Source organism: Edaphobacter lichenicola (assembly GCF_014201315.1).
Classification (GTDB): domain Bacteria; phylum Acidobacteriota; class Terriglobia; order Terriglobales; family Acidobacteriaceae; genus Edaphobacter; species Edaphobacter lichenicola_B.
In genome coordinates this window covers 811912-835112 of record NZ_JACHDY010000001.1, presented here as the reverse complement: position 1 = coordinate 835112, position 23201 = coordinate 811912, and the positions used below count along the sequence as shown (strand labels likewise).

13 protein-coding genes, 1 tRNA gene and 1 pseudogene are annotated in these 23201 nt (G+C 56.4%); 11 read left to right on the top strand and 4 right to left on the bottom strand.

Annotation, left to right across the window (positions count from 1 at the left end):
• Nucleotides 1-167: 167 nt before the first annotated feature.
• From HDF09_RS03480 to HDF09_RS03440, 10 genes and pseudogenes are all read left to right on the top strand, one after another.
• Complete coding sequence (locus HDF09_RS03480) at nt 168-3566, top strand: TonB-dependent receptor (RefSeq protein WP_311718558.1); 3399 nt, start codon at nt 168-170, stop codon at nt 3564-3566.
• Nucleotides 3567-3712: 146 nt separating this feature from the next.
• A complete protein-coding gene (locus HDF09_RS03475; RefSeq protein ID WP_260180899.1) occupies nt 3713-4495 on the top strand; it encodes an RraA family protein in 783 nt (260 codons plus the stop codon).
• Between the two features lie 42 nt (nt 4496-4537).
• Nucleotides 4538-5815 carry a selenocysteine synthase gene (locus tag HDF09_RS03470; RefSeq protein ID WP_221269987.1) on the top strand — a complete coding sequence of 426 codons (1278 nt, stop codon included), beginning with the start codon at nt 4538-4540 and terminating at the stop codon, nt 5813-5815.
• 54 nt (nt 5816-5869) lie between these two features.
• Nucleotides 5870-6343: a RidA family protein gene (locus HDF09_RS03465; RefSeq protein ID WP_183761500.1), complete on the top strand. Its 474-nt coding sequence runs from the start codon at nt 5870-5872 to the stop codon at nt 6341-6343.
• A gap of 67 nt (nt 6344-6410) precedes the next feature.
• Nucleotides 6411-8018 (top strand): PLP-dependent transferase, encoded by a 1608-nt coding sequence (locus HDF09_RS03460; protein ID WP_183761497.1) that lies wholly within the window; start codon nt 6411-6413, stop codon nt 8016-8018.
• A 30-nt stretch (nt 8019-8048) separates the two neighbouring features.
• Nucleotides 8049-9476, top strand: a complete 1428-nt coding sequence (locus HDF09_RS03455; protein ID WP_260180898.1) for an amidohydrolase/deacetylase family metallohydrolase — start codon at nt 8049-8051, stop codon at nt 9474-9476.
• Nucleotides 9477-9562: 86 nt separating this feature from the next.
• Nucleotides 9563-9841: pseudogene (locus tag HDF09_RS21240) on the top strand (two-component regulator propeller domain-containing protein); the annotation flags it as partial.
• Between the two features lie 72 nt (nt 9842-9913).
• On the top strand, nt 9914-12637 hold the full coding sequence (locus tag HDF09_RS03450; protein ID WP_260180897.1) for a sensor histidine kinase: 2724 nt from the start codon (nt 9914-9916) through the stop codon (nt 12635-12637).
• Nucleotides 12638-12669: 32 nt separating this feature from the next.
• Nucleotides 12670-13341 (top strand): response regulator, encoded by a 672-nt coding sequence (locus HDF09_RS03445; RefSeq protein ID WP_311718552.1) that lies wholly within the window; start codon nt 12670-12672, stop codon nt 13339-13341.
• A 189-nt stretch (nt 13342-13530) separates the two neighbouring features.
• On the top strand, nt 13531-17241 hold the full coding sequence (locus HDF09_RS03440; RefSeq protein WP_183761492.1) for an Ig-like domain repeat protein: 3711 nt from the start codon (nt 13531-13533) through the stop codon (nt 17239-17241).
• A 415-nt stretch (nt 17242-17656) separates the two neighbouring features.
• Here HDF09_RS03440 and HDF09_RS03435 read toward each other — a convergent pair.
• The 3 genes from HDF09_RS03435 to HDF09_RS03425 form a co-directional block, all read right to left on the bottom strand.
• Nucleotides 17657-17732, bottom strand: a tRNA-Lys gene (locus tag HDF09_RS03435).
• A gap of 182 nt (nt 17733-17914) precedes the next feature.
• A complete protein-coding gene (locus HDF09_RS03430) occupies nt 17915-18769 on the bottom strand; it encodes a menaquinone biosynthesis family protein (protein WP_183761489.1) in 855 nt (284 codons plus the stop codon).
• A gap of 92 nt (nt 18770-18861) precedes the next feature.
• Nucleotides 18862-19458, bottom strand: a complete 597-nt coding sequence (locus tag HDF09_RS03425) for a biotin transporter BioY (protein ID WP_183761488.1) — start codon at nt 19456-19458, stop codon at nt 18862-18864.
• Nucleotides 19459-19887: 429 nt separating this feature from the next.
• Here HDF09_RS03425 and HDF09_RS03420 point away from each other — a divergent pair, with 429 nt between their 5' ends.
• The gene (locus HDF09_RS03420) at nt 19888-20277 is read left to right on the top strand and encodes an FtsB family cell division protein (RefSeq protein ID WP_183761485.1); all 390 of its coding nucleotides are present in this window, start codon (nt 19888-19890) and stop codon (nt 20275-20277) included.
• Between the two features lie 101 nt (nt 20278-20378).
• On the opposite strand, the gene HDF09_RS03415 is transcribed toward HDF09_RS03420, so the two are convergent.
• Nucleotides 20379-22874, bottom strand: a complete 2496-nt coding sequence (locus tag HDF09_RS03415) for an ABC transporter permease (RefSeq protein ID WP_183761482.1) — start codon at nt 22872-22874, stop codon at nt 20379-20381.
• Nucleotides 22875-23201: the final 327 nt, after the last annotated feature.

Here is a 23201-nt window from a genome sequence, read left to right as displayed (position 1 = left end):
CCTAATGACAATCAGATGACCCCGTAATCAAATCCCTGTTAATCCTCAACCTGGGATTTGAACCGCTGTACCTGCCGAATCAGCCGACGGTGGGCTACCGCATTCGCTCTGTAAACCAGGCGAATGGACTGTTAATAAATCAACGGACGTCTTTCGGAGGTCGTGCTGTGAACAAAGTTCTTCTACGGATTTGTTTGATGTGTCTTCTGGGTGTATCGGGCGCATCCGCGCAGATCGCTAACAACACAGCTCTGGTGGGGACGGTCGTTGACGCGAGCGGAAGCTCAGTCGTGGGTGCTCAGGTCACGGCCACGGAAGAGGCCACGCAGGTGAAGTATACGGCGACTACCAACTCGCAGGGCTACTATTCCATTACCTTCATCAAGAGCGGCGTCTACGATCTCTCCGTCGAAAAGGGGGGATTCAAGAAGGAGCAGACGGTGGGTGTTCCCGTATCGGTGGACCTTGCCGTGCGTACGGACTTTGACCTGAAGATCGGGTCGACAACGGAGACCGTCACCATCACCGCCAGTACGGCTCCGCTCTCCACCGACGACGCGAACCTCGGGGAGACGTTTTCGACCAAACAGGTCGAGGATCTTCCGGTTCAGGGGCACAATGCGCTCGAGGTGGCTGCGCTAGCCTCGAACGTCACGATCGGATCGAAGACCAGCTACAGCGGAAACCCTCCCGGCGTCGACTTTATTGGAGCAGGACAGCGTGAGACTCAGAACGACCTGACTCTCGATGGTGTCTCGATCATGAACAACCTGGGAAACGTCACTCCTGCGCGCCCCGGCACGGATATGATCTCCGAGGTTCAGATGCAGAGCGGCAACTATCCTGCACAGTATGGCGCCTACCTCGGCGTGCACATCAACCTCGTGAGTAAGGTTGGCACTAATGACTTTCATGGCGTGGTCTACGACTATGTCAAGAATACGGCTCTGAACGCGCACAACTTTCTTGACTCTCCTACGCAGAAGAAGGCGCCTCTGAACTACAACCAGTATGGGTTTACCCTGGGTGGCCCTGTCTGGATTCCAAAGCTCTATAACGGCCACAACAAGACCTTCTTCTTTGGTTCCTACGAGAAGCTCAATCAGAAGGCACAGAGCGCTGGTACTTCCACCGTTATGACGGGGGCCCAGGAGGGCGGCGATTTCTCGGCGTTAGGCACCCTGAATCCCGACGGCAGCTGTACGGGCATCTGTCTTAAAGACCCGTATAACAAGAATGCTTATTACCTGAACAATCAGATTCCGGCCAGCGAACTATCGACTCCCGCAGCGTTGATTGCCAAAAAGTACGAGGCATATGTGCCGCTGCCGAACGTCGCGGGGATAAACAACAACCTCAACAATGTGTACTTCCCGAACAACTTGTTTATCGCCCAGACGCTGGAGCGCGTCGATGAAAACATCGGGGAGCGGGTGCGGCTCTTCGTTCGCTACCACTGGCAGAACCTGACCTACGCCAACGGAAATCAGGTTCCGGTAGCCGGCGGATACGGACCTGGTAATAGCCGAAATCTCGCTATCGGATACTCCCACGTCATTACGCCCCGACTCGTCAATGACTTTCACTTCGGTATCAACAAGTTTCTGACGGACTCTTTGAACTACTGGTATGTGAACAACCTCAAAGGAGCGGGCACCTCTCTCGGCATCCCCGGCTTCAACTACGACACGACGACGGGAAACCTTGGAATTCCCAATGTTCAGCTCACCAGCGCAAGCGGCATGAACATTGGAAACAACGGAACGAACTGGTTCCAGGACGATCGTACGCTCGACGGGTATGACCAAGTCAGCTACACCCGCGGAAAGCACAGCATCATGGCTGGTCTTGAACTGCGGAAGCTGACCCTTGGCCGTGCGGCCACCAACGAATCCCTCGGCTTGTTTACCTTCAATGGAACACTGACGGGTGACAGCCGGGCCGACTTTGCGTTGGGCCTGCCTGCCAGCGATCAGACGCCTGTAAGTACCATCAAGGGTTCGGTGGGCGAGTGGCGTGATGGGTTCTTCGTTCTGGACAACTGGCAGGCTACCTCGAAGCTGACCATAAACTATGGTCTGCGTTACGACCTGCCGACCGTCCCTTACAGTCTGAACGGCTACGCACGGTTGCTGAACGCCGACCAGACCGCGTTGATTCCGCCCACAACTGCGCAGACTCCAGGGGCCTTCACTCCTACTCCTGGGTTCAAGCTTGCCAGTGCAACGCATGACAATTGGGGACCACGTCTGGGAATCGCCTATCGGGCAACCGATAAGACGGTGATCAGAGGAGGAGCAGGGTTTTACTATAACGCCAACCAGCTCAACAGCTTTACCCTGCTCAGCAGCAACTATCCACTGGGAGCCTTCGTCGGATACAGCGCAATTGGAACAAAGCTATCCTTAGCCGATCCAACTGCGGGAGCAGCTAGCTCTTCTTCAGCTGCTGGCATCCCCGGAAGTTTTCAGAGCGCAGTTCAATACGACCCGAAGAACAAAACACAGCGCAGCTATCAGTGGAACGTGAGCGTTGGGCAGGAGTTGTGGAGGGGGGCGGCTTTTGAGCTTCAGTATCTGGGGTCTCACTCTCTGCATCTGGATATCAGCGACTACACAAATCTGCCCATCAATCCTAGTGGAAACGAGATTGCGTCCTACAAAACTACTAAGCCGACGCTCAACTCTCGGCGGCCAAACCAGCTCTTTGGTTCGATCCGCGATCTCAATAACATTGCCTACTCCCACTACAACGGCTTGACGACAATCTTTCGTCAGCGGCTCTTCCATGGTCTATCGGGACAGGCAAGCTATACGTGGTCTCACGACCTGGACATTGGTTCAGATTCGAACGGCGGCGGAACAGCGTCGCAGCCATTCAACATCAAAGCAGACTATGGCAACTCCAACTGGGATATCCGTCATCGTTTCGTCGGCGTAATGACCTACGATCTGCCATCCTTCAAAGGAAGAAACCGCTGGGTTCAGGAGACACTTGGTGGCTGGCAGCTCAATGACATCGTCAATCTGCAGACTGGCATGCCCTTCAACGTGGTACTCGGCTATAACAGCGCAGGATTCGATCAGGGTACGACGCGACCGAGTTTCGTTCATCTGGCCAGTGCTCACTGCAGTCTGCACAACTACATTACGGGGAACAAGACGTCTTGCATCGACGCGACGGCCTACACACTTCCTGTAGCTCCGCAGACATTGAACTCCTCTGGAGGCATAGTTGCTTACAACTATGGCTTCGGAAACACCTCCAGAAATACTCTTCACGGGCCCGGCTTCTCGTATGATAATCTGTCGCTTTTCAAAGACTTTGGACTGCGTGAGCGCATGAAGATTCAGTTCCGGGCGGAGGCTCTGAACGTGTTCAACCATCCCAGTGCGGCAAATCCAAATTCTTCGAACGGAAGCGGAAATCCAACTCTCAACGCTGCGTCTCAATCAAGCACTGCTGTGAGCACCAGTGGATTCGGTCAGGTTATCGGGGTCCAGACCCTTCCCGGTGAGTTGAGTGGAGCTCGTTCGCTGCAACTCGCGGGCAAGTTCATCTTTTAGCGACTTGTTCGATTCGGGCAGCGGCCGGTAATGCCGCCGGCTGCTGCCCCTTCGTACATCGAAGGAAGTGCTGGGGATTTGGAAAGGCCGGGGATCACAGTTGAGGCGCAAAAGACCTATTATTTTGAGGAGGAGAAACTTCTATCATGACCTCGAACAAGACGAGTTGGATTCGTCCGATCACCGGCACGGCCGTGGCCGTTTTTCTTTGTTGTACGGTGCTTACCCTGATGCAGAAGGTGAATGCCGACGCACAGAAGACCCCAGCAGAGTATGCCGCGGATCCGGCGGCTATGATCGATGGGTATCGTCATGTCGAAGCTGCTTCCGTCTCCGATGCGATCGAACAGCTTCTGCATGAAAAGCGATATATGTCGCATCGCATGCAGTCGGTGTTTCCCACGAAGTTTGCCGGTGCTGCGCTCACTGTTAAGCTGATTAAACAGGAGAACCAAGACCCAGCGGCGCTGACCGGAATGCTTCAGGCGATCGACTCCGGAGGGGCTGGATCTGTTTATGTCATGCAGGTAGAAGACGGGGCAGATATAGCAGGCATGGGTGGACTGATGGGTACAGCCATGTTTGCCAGGGGGTTCGCCGGTGCGGTCGTCGATGGAGGAGTTCGCGATCTGCCGCAGCTCAAGCGCATCGGCTTTCCGGTCTATTCCACAGGGCCGGTGCCCTCCACTTCGGTGAATCACTATCGCTTCGCGGGAGTGAATGTTCCCATCGTCTGCGATGGCGTCGCGGTTGCTGCCAACGATATCGTTGTTGCTGATCAGGATGGTGTCGTGGTGGTGCCGCGTGAGCATGCAGCTGACATCCTTGTTCTCGCACAGAAGCTGGATAACAGCGAACACTCTATGTATCCCTTCATTGAAAAGTTTCATTCCATCACAGAGGCTGTCCGCCAATTTGGCAGAATCTGACCGAACGATCTTCTTAGTACGCTGTGATTCCTGGAGGCTTTGTTGACGTTCCCCGCACAAGATTCAACCATCTTTACGCGAAGGCGCTTCCTTGGCTGGTCGCAGGCGGCGCTGGCCACTCTTGGTGCCGTACCTTTCCTGTCGTCGAGGTCCGATGCCCTGTCTCCCATCTCTGAGTCGGCGTCACCGGAGGACTACTACGCAAAGCTTGGTGTTGAGAAGATCATCAACGCTGCCGGGACCTACACCTACCTCACTGCTGCGGTTATGCCTCCGCAGGTGCAGCGCGCTGTCGCAGAGGCGGCTCTGCATCCCGTTGTCCTGAAAGATCTACAAATAGCTTCGGGAGATTACATTGCCAAACGACTTCGATGCGAAGGAGCTCTGGTGAGTTGTGGCGCCTCTGCTGCACTCACGCTCGCAACAGCTGCCTGCATCGCCAACGCGAATGGCGTTCCAGCAAACCTGATTCCGGAGAGTGTAGGCGGCATGAAGAATGAGGTGATCGTTCAGAAAGCTCATCGCTACGAGTACGACCACGCGATGCTGCTGTGTGGAGTGCGCATCGTCGAGGTTACAACGCTGGATGACTACAGACGTGCATTCTCTCCAAGGACGATCATGACGAACTTCTTTAATTCGGCCGAAGGGGGTGAGATCGATCGCCAGATCTGGCTTGAGGTTGCGCATAAACATAACGTGCCTTGCCATATGGATGCTGCGGCGGATATGCCTCCCATCGAGAATTTGTGGAAGTACACGAGCATGGGCTACGACCTTGTCTGCTTCTCTGGTGGGAAGGGAATTCGTGGTCCACAAAATGCGGGACTGTTACTCGGCAAAAAACATTTTATCGATCTGGCGATGGAGAGCAACAACCCAAACTCAGACGCCGTAGGCCGCGGTATGAAGGTTGCCAAGGAGCAGATCGTCGGCATGGTCGCTGCGGTGGACTGGCTGCTCGAACAGAACGACGAGGCGGATCAGGCCGAGTATAGGCGTCGCGCCGATGTGATTGTTCGTGAGGTGAAGACCATTCCCACAATGAAGACGGAGATCTTCGTGCCTGCGGTCGCTAATCATGTGCCGCATCTGATGCTCGCGTACGACCCGCAGGTTGTTGGCATCACGCCAAAGCAGGTCCAGGAGCGACTTCGCGCACAGCGTCCTCGAATTGAACTGAACCCTGCGACAGGCTCATCTGGCCGTTTTGGCTCTCACTCCAACGAAAACACCATCGTCGTTGGAACCTGGATGCTGCAGCCTGGCGAAGCCGAGATCGTGGGCCGCCAGCTTCGCGCAGTCCTCTCTCCCCCCTAACGCTTGAACATCGCGCAATGCTCGATCAGCCTAACAACGGAAAAGGAGTCAGTCATGGAAAAGCAGTCCAGAAGAGGTCTTCTCAAGAACGCTGCCAAAGCAGCCGTTGTTGCAACAGGAGGCGCGGCTCTCGCAGGGACGGCGAAGGCGCAGGTAACCGGCAAGCTTGAGAAGAGATCTTATCCGCCCAAATCAGCTTCAGAACCGGTTCCCCTGTTCTCAAGCGCCGTTTCATATGGCAACCTTCTCTTTCTTGCGGGAGTCGGAGCGCATTTTCAAGGGACAATTGAAGAGCATACAAAGCATGTTCTTGATGAACTTGAGAAGAATCTGACCGCAGCGGGCTCTTCCATGGAGAAGGTCCTCAAGGTCAACGTGTATCTCAACGACATCAACGACTGGGCAAAGATGAACACTGTTTACGGCGGCCGCTGGGGCAAGATCCCTCCGGTACGCACAACGATTGCCCCCGCCGGCGGCATTCCGGGAAATTCGCTCGTAGAGATCGATCTTATTGCCTATATCTGAACTTGATCCGAGCCGCCAATGCACTTCCACAAACACGACTTACTTCAGGAAAAGGAAACGGGTTCTTATGTCTCTCTTTCGCACCGCACGGTGGTCACGGCGTGAAGTCCTCAAGCAGTCTGGTATGCTCTCTGCTTTTGGAGCTGTAACTTCAATCTCACCCCTGGCTGCGACGGCGCAGCAAAAGGCATCCGCTCAGCGGACGATCATGCATGAAGGCACAGAGACCGACAATCTCTTTACCCGCATTGGCGTACGTCCTATCGTAAACGGTCGCGGCACCTTCACCATTATCAGCGGCTCCCGGTCTCTGCCTCAGGTGAAGCAGGCGATGTACGACGCATCGTTTTACTTTGTTCATCTCGACGAGCTTATGGAGGCTGTTGGCAAAGAGTTGGGGCAGTTGACAGGGGCGGAGTGGGGCATTGCTACGACCGGATGCGAAGCGGCCATTGCACTCGCTACGATTGCATGTATCGCAGGAACCGATCCGGAGAAGTCTCAGGCTCTTCCTTACATCAAGACACGCGATCAGGTCATCATTCCTAAACACTCCCGGAATCCTTACGATTTCGGGGTTCGCATGACGGGAGTAGAGATCGTTGAAGTGGACTCCGCAGAGGAGCTTCGCAGTAAGCTTTCAGAGCGCACGGCGATGATCTATATTCTGTCGGGACCAGATGCAGAACGGGGTCCGCTTAGTATCCCCAGTATCTGCTCGATGGCAAAGGAAAAGGGTGTTCCCGTCTTCGTGGATGCCGCTGCTGAGGAGCCGCTTGTCCCTAACATCCACATTCAGCATGGTGCTTCTCTAGTCGGCTACTCGGGAGGCAAGTGCATGCGCGGGCCACAATCGTCCGGAATGCTTATCGGACAGAAAGATCTGTGCCGGGCGGCTTACTTTCAGGCAGCGCCGCATCACAACTATGGTCGTGCTTACAAGTGCAGTAAGGAAGAGGTGATGGGGCTGCTGGCTGCGGTGCGCCAATGGTACAAACGCGACCATGCGGCAGAGCAGCAGGAGTGGCTCTCCTGGCTTCAGTACATTGAGAAACGGGTGCAGGGGCTGCCTTCGGTCACGACCGAGTACCTGCAGCCGGAAGATCTCTCTAACCGCTCACCGCGTCTCCGTATTCACTGGGATGCGACCTCGCTGAAGATCACGGGCACTGAGCTTGTCGCCCGTCTTGATGCAGGCGCACCAAGAATTCTTGTCGATGGCGGCACTGGCACTCGTCCCGCTCACATGGCCAGTTCGATCACCATCATGCCGTACATGATGGATCCCGGAGAAGACCGCATCATCGCGGATGCGATCTACGAGGGTCTCACTAAACCTGGCCATTATGAAGATCCTGTCATTCCGACCGGAGCCCCAGCACAAGTAGACGGGAAGTGGGCCATTGCGATTCAATATTCGCGTGGCGTCGGGGAGCAGCACTTCATTCTTGAACAAAGCGGAGGGGACCTTACTGGTAGACAGCAGGGTGAACTCTACAAAGCCGATCTGAAAGGCACCATTCATGCGAACCAGCTTGAACTGCATAGCAATATGGACGTTAGCGGAAACACAATTCCGTGGACGTTTCGTGGAATAGTTGAGGGCAATACAATCGTCGGAACCGTCAACATGGGAGAGTACGGAGACGCAAGCTGGAAGGCGACCCGTGTCTGATGTTCGTCGTCGGGGCACTGAAGACCTGTCATGTTCCCAGCGCCGAAACCAAATGAGTATCACGCATTCAAACTTTGTTTGCATCGTCAACGCATCGATTGGGGAGTCATGAATTTGTTTTCGTGGAAACAAGGTATAGCGCCTTTCTGTCTCGCAGTTACCCTCGCGACAAGCGGTAGCTTATCGGCTCAGCAGGCTTTGCCGGCATACGATCTGCTATTGAGCAACGGCCATGTCCTAGATGATAAGAACCACGTCGACGCCATCATGGACGTGGCAATCAAAGACGGCCGAGTTGCAAAGGTTGCCGTACACATCCCTGCGACCGATGCACTAAAGACCATTGACGTTAAGGGACTTTATGTCACTCCTGGACTCATTGACCTTCACGTTCATGTCTACGCGGGCACGGGTGAGCGCAACTCCTATGCTGGCGATAATAGCGTTCCACCGGATGGATTCACCTTCCGGGTGGGCGTAACGACCGTGGTGGACGCAGGCTGCTCTGGCTGGCGCAACTTCGAGGACTTCAAGGACCGCATCATTGACCGTTCGAAGACCAGAGTTTTTGCAATGCTCGATATCGTCGGCTCAGGAATGCGCGGGGGCAAGTACGAACAGAACACCGCTGACATGGACGGAGTGGCAACTGCAGCGATGGCTCTCAAGTATCCCAACACAATCGTCGGTATCAAGACGGCCCACTTTGAAGGTCCTGAATGGACACCGGTCGAGCAGGCTGTTATCGCCGGGACCCGCGCCAACATTCCTGTCATGGTCGACTTCGGCGTTGATCGTCCAACTCGCCCGATTTTCGATCTTATGACCCAGAAGCTTCGCCCTGGCGACATCTACACACATATGTACTCTGGTCTTCGCCATGAGCAGGATCCCGTCACGCTGGGTCCGAGCAAAGCCCTCATCGAAGGCCGCAAGCGCGGGATCTACTTTGACGTGGGACAGGGAGGCGGCAGCTTCAAATGGTCGCTCGCAGTCCCGATGATCAAGGATGGATTTATCCCCGATTCCATTTCGACCGATCTTCACATCACCAGTATGAACGCGGCTATGAAAGACCAGTTGAACGTTGCCGATAAGATCATGGCTGTGGGTGTGCCTCTCAAGGAGGTCGTTGCGGAGATGACCTCTCATCCCGCCCGTGAGATTCGCCATGAAGAGCTGGGGAATCTCTCTGAAGGGTCGATTGCGGACGTCGCGGTGCTTCGTCTGGAAAAAGGCAAGTTCGGATTTACCGACATGGTGGACAAACGCCTCGATGGCAACCAGAAGCTCATCTGTGAACTCACCATCAAGGATGGAAAGATCGTGTACGACCTGAATGGAATCAGCGCCACGCTGTGGACAGCGAAACCTGACCCTAACGAAAAGGAGGCATATCGATGGAGCACCTTCGCACCTCGCCGCCACGCAGAAGCAAGTACAGACACCGAACACTAAGCGTTCAGAGTTCGTTAGATCATCAGAAAACGAGTGATCAGGTTTGCTGTCTCTTTTAGAATTGCGGTTTCGGGCCGGTTGCGGTGATGCGTCAGGCGTTCTACACCTACATGCTCTATTCTCAAATCATGGGCCACCTCTGGCGATCGGACAGAAACTTCTCATCTTTAGGTTTCTGTCGTAGAAGTGCGACTCTCTGTCTCATTTTCTGTTTACCGGGTTGCTTCTTCACCTCGCTCGCTGAGGACCTCCCCGTGAAGCCGTTGAGATACTACGCACTGAGTTCATGGAAGACAGATCAAGGTCTGCCACAAAACTTCATTACAGCTATCACTCAAACTTCGGATGGTTTTCTCTGGGTCGGCACTATGAGTGGTTTAGTCCGATTCGATGGTGTGCGGTTCGTTTCCTTTCCCGCAGGAGGAGGCGAAAACAACTTGCAGGAGCGTGTGACAGGGCTGGTACCGGGCGAAGACGGAAGCCTCTGGATTGGAACATCGGCAGGCCTGACTCACTACGAGCACGGCAGGTTTGTTGCAATCGCCAACCAGGCTGGGTTAAAGAGATTCCCAGTTGATGATCTTGTTCCAGATCATGAAGGCGGGCTATGGGTGGCCAATCATAGCCGATTGTTCAAAGCAAACAACCACGCATTTACTCCGTGTCTCCTACCCGTGGATGGGCATGCCGGCGGATTGAAGGCTATTGCTGAGGCTACCGATCGGACTCTTTGGGTTGCAGGGAATCAAGGAGTCTTTGCGCTTCGCGGAGGGAAGGTCTCTCGTCACTATGGAGATGCTGAAGGGCTTCCTGCGGCAAACATCTCGTTCGTTGATGCCGACGCTCGCGGGAATGTGTATGCCGGAGATGGGCATCGTCTCTTCAGGCTAGAAGGTGAGCGATTCAGAATCGTCCAGGCCCCTGGACTCGGCAACTTTGTCTCTCTATTGACGGATCACGCCGGTGCCCTATGGATGGCAAGCGGTGGTCTGCATGGGATCAGTCGCAATGTGGAGGGAACGGTCGATTCCTTCAGAATGGAGCAAGGTCTCGCGAGCAATGATGCGCGCATCCTCTTCGAAGATCGTTCGGGCGATATGTGGATCGGTACTATTGCCGGTTTGCAGCGCCTGCACAATGGCAGGTTTACAACCTACACCGTCGCTGACGGACTGCCTCAGGGGCAGAACCAATACGATGCTGTCTTTGAAGACAAGGGATACTCTATCTGGGTCGGATCCCTCGAAGATGGCGTCGGCCGAGTTCACGATGGCAGGTTTGAGCGATTCAGCGTTCGCGAGGGGCTCAAGCGCGGTCAGGTGAGAGGCTTCGCGGACTCCGATGAAGGAATCGTCGTTGCTATATCTGACTACGGTCTATTTCGATTGAACGGCAAACACTTTGTGCCCATCGCCGGCATCCCTCATGGATACATCACCTCACCGATAAGCGATACGACTGGCGCTCTTTGGTTCGGATTGAATGGCAATGGAGTCTTTCGGTTAGCCCATGGTTCGCTACGCCACTTCACGACGGCGGAGGGGCTTCCCGGAACGCGTGTGTCGTCCTTGCTCCTCGATGAACAAGGAGCAGTGCTCGTGGCTACCAATGAAGGCGTTGCGCAGTTCCGCGGCGATCGATTCGTAACCATCGCAGATATTCCGGTGATTTCCATCGGAAGGGACGACCAGCGTGGTGGCCTCTGGTTTGGAACTGGTGATGGGCTGGTGTTCTGGAAATCCGGCCACATGAGGCGCATCACGCAGGCGCAAGGTCTTCCGGGTAACCTCGTCCTTGCAGCGACAACCGATGACGCCGATAATCTGTGGATCACTACTGCGAATGCGATCGCACAGGTAGATCGCAAGCAATTAGACGCAGTGCTGACGGGCGCAGAAAACACATTATGGCCGAAGCGATTTACACAGGCCGACGGTCTCGGAAGTCGAGATGTCTTACCGATCGGTCAGGTAGACATAGTGCGCGCGCACGACGGACGCATCTGGTTGGCGACGGCGAATGGTCTGTCCGTCGCTGAGACGAAAACCGCTCCCGCTCCCGTTGCGCAGGTGTTTGTTGAATCGATTGCAATCGACGAAGTGCTCCAGCAGACTGCGGATCGGATCGTCGTGCCGCCGGGTCGCCATCGACTTACCATCATCTTCACCTCGCCCGATCTGCACTCACCGGAACAACTGCGCTTTCGTTACCGGCTCAATGGCTGGGATAAGGATTGGTTAGACGCAGCCTCGGTCCGCGAAATCACCTACACCGGACTGCCTCCGGGCGACTATCAGCTACGCGTCGTCGCTGCTAACGAAGACGGAGTGTGGAGTGACAGAGAGGCGTCGGTAGGCGTGCACATCCGTCCCTTCTTCTACCAGACCAAACTCTTCATGATCCTTGCATGTCTAACCTTGCTTGCCAGCGTCATCGAGATCACACGGCGACGAACGAGGTATGTCGCGGAGCAACAACGACTGAGGTTTCAGGAACGTGCTGCAGAGCGTGAGCGCATCGGATACCAGATTCACGACACCATCATTCAGGATCTCGTCGGCACCGCGCTCCAACTCGAGCTTATCGGTATGCAGATACCAGAGAACTCAGAAAAAACAGCGTATCTCCTTGCAGACTTGACCGCGCGAATGAGGGAGATGGTGGGTAAGAGCCGCAACATGGTGTCGAGCCTGCATTCCATGGCCACTCCTCAGTACCATCTTCTTGAAGTGTTGAGGGAAGCTGCTGCGGAGTTTCGGCTCGGAGAACTGCCCGTCTTGAGGCTTGAAACAAGGGGCAAACAGCCAATTATTAAGCCGCTTGTCCGCGATGAGGTCTATCGCATCTGTCGGGAAGCACTAGCCAATGCCTTTCGCCATTCCAATGCCACCCGGATCGATGTCTGTGCTGCGTATACGGACGAGGGGATAGAGATTTCGATCAGCGACGACGGGAGTGGAATGGATGAGGAGACCCTCAGAATCGGTAGGTCGGGACACTTCGGCTTGAGCGGCATGCAGGCGCACGCTCAGCGTATTGGGGCAACTGTTCTGATCGACAGCGAACTGAATCTGGGAACCACTGTACGGCTGAACGTGCCGACGCCCTCGCGCCGCTGGTGGCATCTCGTCAGAAATATAGTAGTGACCGGTATGCGCTGACACGGTGTGCGTTGATAGGATAAGTGCAGACAGTGAGCACTCAACATACTCCGGAAGACAACACACTCGTCCAAGAGCGCGTGAAGAACGCGCCGCTCCGCATCATGATCGTCGATGATCACCCTATGGTGCGAGAAGGACTCGCCGGCATTCTCGAGCGGCAGGAGATGGTGATCGTTGGCGTAGCCGCGACCGGCCGCCAGGCCATCGAGATGTTCGCCCAGTATCTGCCCGATATCTTGTTACTCGATCTAAGACTTCCCGACCAGAGCGGTATCAAGGTGATGCGCAAAATCCTCGCGGACCGCCCCGATGCGAAGATCATCTTTCTGAGCTCCTCGCAAGGCGACGCGAGCATCTTCGATGCAATCTCAAACGGCGCCTCCGGATACCTGGTAAAGGGAATCGACGGCGCCACGCTTGGCGAAGGCATTCGCCGAGTATGGGCTGGCGGACGCTGCCTGTCGCCCGAGGCGGCCGAGAAGCTCTCGCAACATGTCGCCTCGAAGAAGCTTAGCGAGCGGGAGATTGAAGTGCTGCAACTCATCTCCAAGGGCAACAGCAACAAGGAGATCGCCCGACTGCTCTTTGTGACGGAAGACACAATAAAGATGCATGTAAAGAAGATCCTGGGCAAGCTTCCTGCGAATGACCGGACCCAGGCGGTCGTGATCGCCATTCAGCGCGGTCTACTGGACGTCTGAGGCCGATACCCGAAAGGGTAGGTTCAAAACTACTCTAGGCAGACGGTTGCATTCCGATGAATTTCGTCTATGCTTTGCGCAAGCTGTACTTGATTCCCCTCATTTTGTAAATAGCACCTTCGCTCGCCGGCAGTTTGTTGCAGCGGACGCAGCCGAACTCTGTCTGTCCAACGGAATTGGAGATATCGCATGGGTAAGGGCATTTCACTCGCTGTAGTTCGTGGCATCCTCGCCGTGGTCGTGTCGTTTTCCTTACCGGATCTTGCCATCGGGCAAGTGACCCCACAGATCACGCAGCCGGTTGATGCCAGCGTCCGAACACGGATCTCCGGCACCGTACACCCATTGGCAAATACGCAGAATGACCTTGGGCGGGCGGATGCATCTTTGGCCATGAAGGATATGGTTCTCACTCTCCGTGCCAGCGCGACTCAAAAAGCTCAGCTCAAACAGTTGGCGGATGATCTCCACAACGTGAACTCGGCAAATTATCACCACTGGCTGACACCCGCACAGTTTGGCGCACAATATGGTCCGGCCGATAGTGACGTAAAGGCTGCGAGTGACTGGCTCACCGCCAATGGCTTTAAGATCGAGGAGGTCTCTGCAGCGAAGACCTGGATCCGTTTCTCCGGCGTGGCACAGCAGGTGGAGCAGGCCTTTGGAACAGAGATTCACAAGTACTCCGCCAAGGGCGTCACTCACTACGCAAACGCCTCTGAGCTCTCTCTGCCCGCTGCGCTGGCACCGGCGGTCTCGGGTGTAGTCAGTATCAATAACTTCTTGAAACGTCCGCAGCATGTCACTCCAGGCACCGTCGCCCGCAGTGAGGACGGCAAGCTCCTACGGGTGAAAGGCAGCACGACAGGTCCATCTACCGCGGGCATCGACACGACCCTCGCGGCCGGCCCAGCCTTCACGTCGACTGGTTCGCAGGAAGAGAACTACCTTGCGCCAGGTGATTTTGCTAAGCTCTACAACACCACGCCATTGATCAACGCGGGAGTCAATGGCGAAGGCGTCTCGATCGCTATCGTCGGCCGTTCCGATATCAGCCTGTCGGATGTAGAGGCCTTTCGCACGCTCTTTAAACTCCCATTCAATGACCCAAAGATTACCTACGCGACAACAGACCCTGGCGTAATCGCGGGTGACGATGAAGAGGCGATTCTCGACGTGGAGTGGTCCGGAGCCGTCGCTCCGAAGGCGAATATCAACTTCGTAATCGGCGCCAGCACACTTACAACCGACGGCGTCGATATCTCCGCCGCCTACATCGTCGACCACGCCCTCGCGCCCATCATGTCGATCAGCTTCGGCGAGTGTGAGTCTGAGATAGGCGCAACGGAGATGGCCTTCTATCACGACCTCTGGCAGCAGGCGTCGGTTGAAGGAATCACGGTTCTAGTCTCCTCGGGCGACGGCGGATCGAGCGGTTGTGTCATTCCAAGCGAATACCGTGCCAGTCCCTTTGGCCTGGGAGTAAACGGTCTCGCATCCACGCCGTACAACGTGGCAGTGGGAGGAACGGAGCTCAACGACGTCGACACGAATACTTATTGGAATATCGCAAACGGTTCAAACCTGTCTTCGATCAAGGGCTATGTGCCTGAAGCTGTCTGGAACGAGAGTTGCAACGTCTTTCTTCCGATCTCTGCGACAAATTGCTATTACAACCCAAGTTATGAGAGCACCTATGCCGGTGGCGGGGGAGCTAGCTCCTGCGCTACAACGACCACGGACCAGTATGGCAAAGCCACTTGCGCTGCCGGTTACCCAAAGCCCTCATGGCAGACAGGGATCGGTGTTCCGAAGGACGCTGTTCGCGATCTGCCGGATGTGGCGCTCGCGGCGGCAGCCGGTCACGATGGGTTTTTGCTCTGCTATAACGGCTCGTGTCAGTGGACTAAGAACTCGGATGGAAGTTTGACTCTGACGCAGGCCTCTGTGATCGGCGGAACCTCAGCGGCTTCGCCTTCGTTCGCCGGTCTGCTGGCACTAGTAGAACAGAAGAACGGGACCTACCAGGGTCAGGCAAACTATCAGCTTTACAAAATCGCAGCCCAGCAGACTCCCTCCGCCTGCAATTCGAGCGCGGAGACAAATCTCACCCAGCCAACGTCCTGCGTCTTTCACGACGTGACTGCCGGTTCGAATGCGCTCAGCTGCCCTCTTCGTGATCCCAACTGCACGGTCTCGATTGCCGGCAGTACAGTGTTTGGCGATCTGAGCGGATATTCGGCGACAAAAGGCTACGACCAAGCCAGCGGTCTTGGTTCCGTTGACGCCGCGAATCTCGTTGGCGCATGGGAGAAGGCCAAGCTCCTAGATTCCGTGACGAACCTCGCCCTTTCGAAGACCACCTTTGCTCACGGAACGCCGGTCACGGTTACAGCAGATGTGCAGGCTCTAGTCGGCAATGGAACCCCAAGCGGTTCGATCGTGCTACGTAGCAACGAACAGCCCCTTCTCAATCCGGAGGTCTTGACCGGTGGCACCTACTCGGGCGCGATCAATAACCTTCCCGGGGGTACCTATCGCATCACTGCACAGTACGGCGGCGATGCCACCTTCAAGGGCAGTACCTCCAGCCCTGTCACCCTGACGGTCTCTCCTGAAAGCAGCACCGCGACCGGTACAACGTATACCGCCTCCCGCTTTTATATTCTGGGGCGGCGGCCGATCGTCGAGGCGTCCTCCGCCCAGCTCGCAAACAGCTTCTATGTCCAGTTCCAGATCTCTGGGCAATCGGGCAATGGAGTACCGACAGGAACGATCGCGCTGAGTATGGGCTCGCAATCTATAGGCAAGTTTCCACTCGATGCTACCGGGAAAATCTATGTTCAGTGCGGCCCCTTCACAAACTGCGATTACGGGCTCGGCACCTATACCTTCGTCGCCTCCTATTCCGGAGACAGCAGCTTTGGTCCGAGCACGTCCAGCGCGCCTTTCACCATCACAAAGGGATCGCTGAACTATGCCGTAGCGCTGAATAACCAGACGCCGCCTCCAGGTGGTGAAGTTGTGGCCACGGTCTTCTTCAACAACGATCCGGCTGTCCTGCCGACGGGGGTGGTGACGCTCACGCGTGACGATACCGGCGCAATCCTCGCCACAGGCGCCATCAACAAGAGCGGTACGGCGGTGATCCCATTCCTCGCTCCGGCGGGTACGTATAGCGTCCTCGCAAGCTGGAAGGGCGATGCAAACTATCTCCCAGGGTATCTCGCCAGCTATGAGCAGATCATCACTACGTCATCCGGCGCAGCCGCGACCAGGACGACACTATCCGCGAGTAACAGTACAGCGACGATGGGCCAGGAGACCCAATTCACAGTGCATGTTGCAGCAACTGGAAAGACCACCAAGCTTCTAACGGGAACGGTCACTCTTTACTCAGCGGAAGGTCAGCTGGCTGGCTCCATGAATCTCTTGGGCGGTCAGGCCACAGGGTTCGTTCAGTGGGGTCATGTTGCGGTAGAGAAGGTCTACGCTGTCTACTCTGGAGATGCGAACTTCGCCGCCAGCAGCAGCTCCTCGTTCCCCGTCACCGTCACACGGGCGACGGCGACTCTTGCGCTCAAGGCAAACGCCAGCAAGGTCGTTGCCGGAACGGAGAGCAGTCTTACTGCTATCCTCAGCAGCGCTCTTTCTGCTACCAACGTGTTGGCTCCAACCGGAACCATCCAGTTCTATGATTCCGTCAACGGAGCAGCAGAGAAGGCAATTGGCCACCCACAGGCGCTGAACTCTGGCAACGGCGGAACCATCCTGGCAACGCTTGCTCCAGTGCTTCCGGAAGGGCGGAATGTGATTACGGCTAAATACAGTGGCGATACAAATTGGAGCCCGGTATTCTCAATAACTTCAGCCGTAATCGATGTGGCCAGAGGAAAGTAGGCTTCGAATTGATGGAATGACATCATCTTGTGAAGGGATACGCGTGCAGAGCCCATCTCCAATCAGCAGATGGGCTCTGCACGTGGTTCGCATTCGGCCCATATATCCACCCTCGCCTTACGAGATATGGCTCCTGATGTTCAGCGCTCTGCGCAGTTGTGGGTGGTAAAGATAAATTGTCAATAAGCTTTTATTGATAATCCTCTAGGAGGAACGACAGCTATGCCAACTCCGGAGGGGACGTAACCACGGCAAGTCGATGGAGCCGTATCAGCACCAGGAAAGTGGAACCATGACGGAGGGCAATCAACAACGGAACCAAAGGAAAAACTGGGCAGGTTTTCGGTCAGGTTTGGAAAATGAAACGTACGGAACCAACCATCCGAAATCGGTATCTTGATACTCGCGAGAGGAATGGTGGACGCGGTAGGGATCGAACCTACGACCAGTCGATTAAGAGTCGAATGCTCTACCAACTGAGCTACGCGTCCTTTTGGTTTTGCTCCTGGAGAGGAGATCGGCGAGAGTCTTGCATGGGGTGTTACAGCCTGGACTCAATCACTCGACTTATTAAAGATAACACAGCTTGCAGCCTAAAACTGGCGCTGCAAGCTGTGAGTTATAGGAAAGTATTTCGCTGTGCGTTGGTGCTCGGCCAACTACAGATCTCCGGTTAGCCGACAAAGTCTACATTGGCGCGGTGGGGGATGATGCCGCGATCGTAACCCATGTCGAGCAGCTTGCGAATTGCTTCCTTGCCGTCTTCGCCATAGTTGAGCGTGCGTTCGTTGACGTACATGCCGACGAAGCGATTGGCGAGTGTGGGGTCCAGATCGCGGGCGAACTGCATCGCGTAGGTCAGGGCCTCTTCGCGGTTGTCGAGGGCGTGCTGGATGCTGTCACGCAGGGCATTGGTGGTAGTAAGGAGGGTCTCGGCTCCGAGAGAACGACGAATAGCGTTGCCGCCGAGTGGAAGTGGGAGGCTGGTCTGTTCGCGCCACCACTGGCCCAGGTCGAGGAGCTTGATAAGGCCGTCATTAGCGTAGGTGAGTTGGCCTTCGTGGATGATGAGGCCGGCATCAAACTCGCCTGCGACGACAGCGGGGATGATCTTGTCGAAGGGGACGGTTATGGTTTCGATCTCGGGAGCGAAGAGCTTGAGGGTGAGGTAAGCAGTGGTGAGAGTGCCGGGGACCGCGATGCGAGTCTTCTTGACCTCGTCGAGAGAGAGCTTGCGAGGGGCGACGATCATGGGACCGTAGCCTTCGCCGACGCTGCCGCCGCAGGCCATGAGGGTGTAGTTATCCTGCAGGTACGGGTAGGCGTGGAAGGAGATGGCGGTGACATCGTAGAAGGCCTCGTTGATGGCGCGGTGATTGAGGGTCTCGATGTCGGTGAGGGTGTGGGTGAACTTGAAGCCGGGGACTCGAACCTTATTGGTGGCGAGGCCGTAGAACATAAAGGCGTCGTCGGAGTCGGGGCTGTGGGCGATGCTGATTTCCTGGATTGCAGTGCTCGTGGTGGTCATGATGCTTCCTTCGATGTTCTTGATGCGGTGAGAAGCGCAAGGTGTGGATGGAACTGTGCGCTGAGAGGAATGCTTGCGGTTTGTCGCTTTGGTTACGACTGACGCCAGCGTTGAAGTGAGCTGAAGATGCCGGCGGCAGCGGTGATCTTGACGACTTCACCGGGAAGGAAAGGGGCGATGGCCATGGTCCATGTGGCTGCAGTGCCGATGTGGAGCAGATGAGCGAGCCAGCCTGCTCCGAGGAGAAAGATGGGTGCGCTGGCAACGGTGGCGGCTACGAGGCCGGCGCGGAAGCGTGTGGTAATGCGTTGCATGACGCGGACAGCCCAACCGGCGGTTGCAGCGGCAAGAGGATAGGAGAAGAGGTAGCCCGCATTGGGTCCGAGCAGATGCGCGACGCCGCCCACACTGTGGGGCGTGAAGACGGGCAGGCCCATTGCCCCTTCGGCAAGATAAAGGACCATCGCGGAGAAGCCGGCGACCGGGCCGAGCAGCATGCCGACGAGGATGACGGCGAAGTTCTGCAGGGTGAGAGGTACGGGAGTGAAGGGGAGCGGGAGAGAGATGTGAGCGCAGATCGCTACGAAGGCGCTGGCCGCGACGGTGAGGATGACCTTGCCGGAGAGGGACTCTTGAAGCGATCCGGAGCGGTGGGTGAGACCGAGTTGAGACGAGGTGGCGGATTGCATACTGGAGGGTCCTTTCGTGCTGGTGGTGATGTGATGAGTTTGCTTCAGTATCGATTTCGGTAGCGTCGGGTTTTAGGTGGAGCGCTTAGTGAGGTTTTATGTGGATCCGGTTGAGACGCTGCTAAGACTTGTGAGAGAGGCGATGCCGGCTTATCGATTGTAAGCCAGTCGGAGAGCAAAGAGCGCGAGGCCGGCTGTGTCGTGGCGGGAATCGATGGGTCGAGATGGCGAAGGAATCTGCATGCTCCACAAGAAGGATAACAAGGCGGCAGCGCTTCGTGCAGTTTTTCGCTTCGTGTTGTAGCGGGATGAATAGAGGGTGGCTTTGAATGTCTTTGCGGAGGCGGCGGTATGAAGTAGGTACGTGTCTGCGGGAAACAGGTTTTCCACTTGACGGTGAAGGGTGAGAAGTTTGTACTTGAGTTTGAGATGACTCGTTTAAATACAGCAGGCGTGGTGGCGAAGCGGTCTGGAGCAATCGCGCGCCTGTATGAACGGGGCCGGGTGGGGTGGCGGAAGGTCGCTACCGGGGCAGCAGCCGTGCTCGCGGTGGCGATGGGTTACCACGTCATCTTTGGGCAGAATGGGCTGACGGTTTATCAGCAGAAGCGTAACGACGCGCGGAGCCTGGACGTTCAGCTGCATAGTTTGCAGCGCGAGAACGATCTATTGAAGGGGCATGTCGGCAGACTGCAGAGTGATCCGAACGCGATTGAGCACCAGGCCCGCGAAGAGTTGCACTACACGCGGCCCGGTGAGGTGATCGTGTATATGCCTGCTCCCACCGGATCAAGTCCTACGGGTGTTGCAAAGCAGTAAACGAACGAATCTAGCTGCTGAGTTTGCAATCGAGACACTTTCCCTATCTTTCATCCGCTGGAGCTGTCTTCTTCTTGCTTACCTGAGGCAGGTCTCATGAGCTACTCGGAGCGTAGTGCCTGGGTCAGGTCGACGGAGGCTGCGCGTCGGGCGGGAAGCAGAGAGGCGACCAGGGCGAGCAGCAGGAGCGAGAGCGTCGCGATGGTCAGGACCAGAGGATCAAAGGCACTCACCCCAAAGAGGAAAGACCGAAGCAGACGAGAAGCGGCCAAGGCTCCGGCGAGACCGATTGCGCAGCCGAAGAGTGCGAGCTTCGCTCCCGAGGTGACAACGAGGCGGACGATGCCGGCACGCTGGGAGCCAAGCGCCATGCGAATGGCCATCTCTTGAACGCGCAGCGCGACCGAGAACGCGATGACACTGTAGATGCCAAGCACGGCCAATAGAACTGCGATCGCAGCGAAGGATGAGATCAACGCAGTGTTGAAGCGGCGGGGAGCCTCGGTATCCGAGATGGCGTGCTCCATACTTTGCACCTGGGTGAGAGGAAGCTGCGGGTCGATAGAGTGCACGGTGGAGCGCAGGAGGTTTTCCATCTGCTCGGGTGCCATCGCTGTTCGCACTGCAATGTATCCGCTGTCGCCACTGATATCAGTGGGTGAGCCGAGCGATCCCGCCATCTCCTCCTGCTGTTCGACAGGCATGTAGTACTGCTGCTTGAGGGGCAGATCGGGTGAGTTCTCCTTCACGTCCGCGACTTCGCCGACTACCGTCGCCCAAGGGGTCTTCATCGTCTCTGTGCCGATACGAAACCTCTTGCCGATTGGGTTTTGATTGGGCCAGGACTGCTGGGCCAGCATGTGATTGACGATAACAACAGGCGGCTGGCTGGCGTTGTCGTCAGCGGTAAAGAGCCTCCCCTGGAGGAGTGGAATCCCCATCGCGCGGAAGTAGTCGCCTTGGACTGCGATCGAGGTTCCGAGGTCGAGTCCTCCTGCAGTAGCCGGCAGAACATGTCCTTCTGCGACGAAGGCGCTGCTGGAGTTATTGCCACTTGCGGGCAAGAAGGTGGTAAGGCCGACACTTTTTACTCCGGGAAGAGCCTGCAGACGCGCCAAAAGCTGGTGACTGAACTCATTGACGGCGGTCTGGTTTCCATACTGTTTTTTGGGGAGGCTATAGCTGGCGACGAGGGTGTGATCTGGTTGAAAGCCAAGATCGACCTGACGCATCTTCTCGAAGCTGCGGAGTAGAAGTCCGGACGCAGCTAGCAGGACGAGCGCGACGGCGATCTCTGAGATGACCAGGGCTGACCGAAGCCTTGCGTGACCTCCACCAGAGGTTCCGGTTCGCCCACCTTCTTTGAGTGTGTCGTTGACGCTGGTGCGAATGGCAGCGAAGGCCGGCGCAAGACCGCAAAGAACGCCGGTGACGACAGCCAGGCCGAGCGCGAAAGCGACAACCGGCCAGTCGAGGCCAATCTCGTTGATGCGTGGCAGCGTCTCGGGGAGCGCCTGAATGCCGACGCGGAGAGCAATGGTGGCGAGAATGAGCCCCAGAACGCCCCCGGTTACGCTCAGGACGAGGCTTTCCAGGATGGCCTGCCAGAGCAGAGTGGACGCAGTAGCGCCAAGCGCGAGACGGACGGCAATCTCGCGGCGGCGGCGGATGGAACGTACCAGAAGAAGCCCGGCGAGGTTCGCGCACGCGATCAAAAGAACGACGGCAACAGCGAGAAAGAGGGTGCGAATGAGAGGGCGTGCTTCTTCGACGGTCTCTTCGTCGAGCGGCCTGATGATGGACGTGATGCTGAATCCGGCCATGAAGGCGGGGTAGTTCCGGACAGTCTCTTTGGCGACCAGGTTTGCGTCCTCTATGGCCTGAGAGATGGTTACACCCGGTTTGAGGCGACCAACCATCTGAAAGTTCCACGAGGCTGCGCCGATGCCGAGTTCCTCCGTTTCGAAGCTGACGGGAACCCAGAACTCACTGCGGTTAAGATGACCGGGGACGAGGGGGAATTCGAAGTTGCGGGGCATGACGCCGATGATGAGGTAGGGCTTGCGATCGAGCAGGACCTTTCGGCCGAGGATGTTGGGGTCGCCCTGAAAACGGGTCTGCCAGGTGGCGTAGCTGAGGACCAGGACCTGCTGACGCTGATCGTCCTCCTGCTGCGTGAAGAAGCGGCCGAGGAGGGGCTGGACGGCGAGGGCGGGGAAGACGCCACTGCTCATGCGGGTAGCGTTGACGTTGGCGGGCTCGCCTGCGCCGGAGAGCTCGTAGCTGGTGGAGTGGTAACCGCCAAGGCTGGTGAAGCTGTGGGTGTCGCGAGTGTAGTTACGGATGTCCGGCGCGGTGACACCGGCTTCATTGTTACCGCTGCCGGTGTCCAGACCTTTGAGGATGTCTGAGAGAACCACAAGGCGGCTGGGCTCAGGAAAGGGGAGCGGCCTCAGAAGAACGCCTTCGACGAGAGAAAAGATTGCAGTGGTCGCGCCAATGGCTAAGGCCAGCATCAAAATGGCTGTGGCGGCGAATCCAGGCGACTTGGAGAGGTGGCGAATTGCAATCTTCAGATATTGAAAGAAAGAGCGCATGCGGGTCCTCGGAGAGATGATTATGAGGGAGTTAGCAATTGTCTTGCCAGAGAGAATAGGACGAAGAACCTGCTTTTTTGGGTTTTATTGAGTTATGCATGCGTTGGTGAGACTGTATGGTGTCCAAGATCGGAATGAATGTCCGCAGATGGACACAAGATTGGGTGGAGTTCTGGACGGCCTTCGCGGATGCGGGTGAATTTCCATAGGCTGGTGATTTATACTTGTCGCTTGCCCTGCAACCGGCGTGGCGCTGGTCGAAAGACCTCCCCGCAAGGTCACGCAAAATCCCGGGCACGCAGCCATTTCCCGCAAGTGGGAGACGGC

Coding starts and splice junctions, on each gene's coding strand:
- HDF09_RS03425 (WP_183761488.1), bottom strand. CDS start 19,458: ATGCAATCCGCCACCTCGTCTCAACTCGGTCTCACCCACCGCTCCGGA.
- HDF09_RS03465 (WP_183761500.1), top strand. CDS start 5,870: ATGGAAAAGCAGTCCAGAAGAGGTCTTCTCAAGAACGCTGCCAAAGCA.
- HDF09_RS03460 (WP_183761497.1), top strand. CDS start 6,411: ATGTCTCTCTTTCGCACCGCACGGTGGTCACGGCGTGAAGTCCTCAAG.
- HDF09_RS03415 (WP_183761482.1), bottom strand. CDS start 22,874: ATGCGCTCTTTCTTTCAATATCTGAAGATTGCAATTCGCCACCTCTCC.
- HDF09_RS03440 (WP_183761492.1), top strand. CDS start 13,531: ATGGGTAAGGGCATTTCACTCGCTGTAGTTCGTGGCATCCTCGCCGTG.
- HDF09_RS03430 (WP_183761489.1), bottom strand. CDS start 18,769: ATGACCACCACGAGCACTGCAATCCAGGAAATCAGCATCGCCCACAGC.
- HDF09_RS03455 (WP_260180898.1), top strand. CDS start 8,049: ATGTTCCCAGCGCCGAAACCAAATGAGTATCACGCATTCAAACTTTGT.
- HDF09_RS03475 (WP_260180899.1), top strand. CDS start 3,713: ATGACCTCGAACAAGACGAGTTGGATTCGTCCGATCACCGGCACGGCC.
- HDF09_RS03420 (WP_183761485.1), top strand. CDS start 19,888: ATGACTCGTTTAAATACAGCAGGCGTGGTGGCGAAGCGGTCTGGAGCA.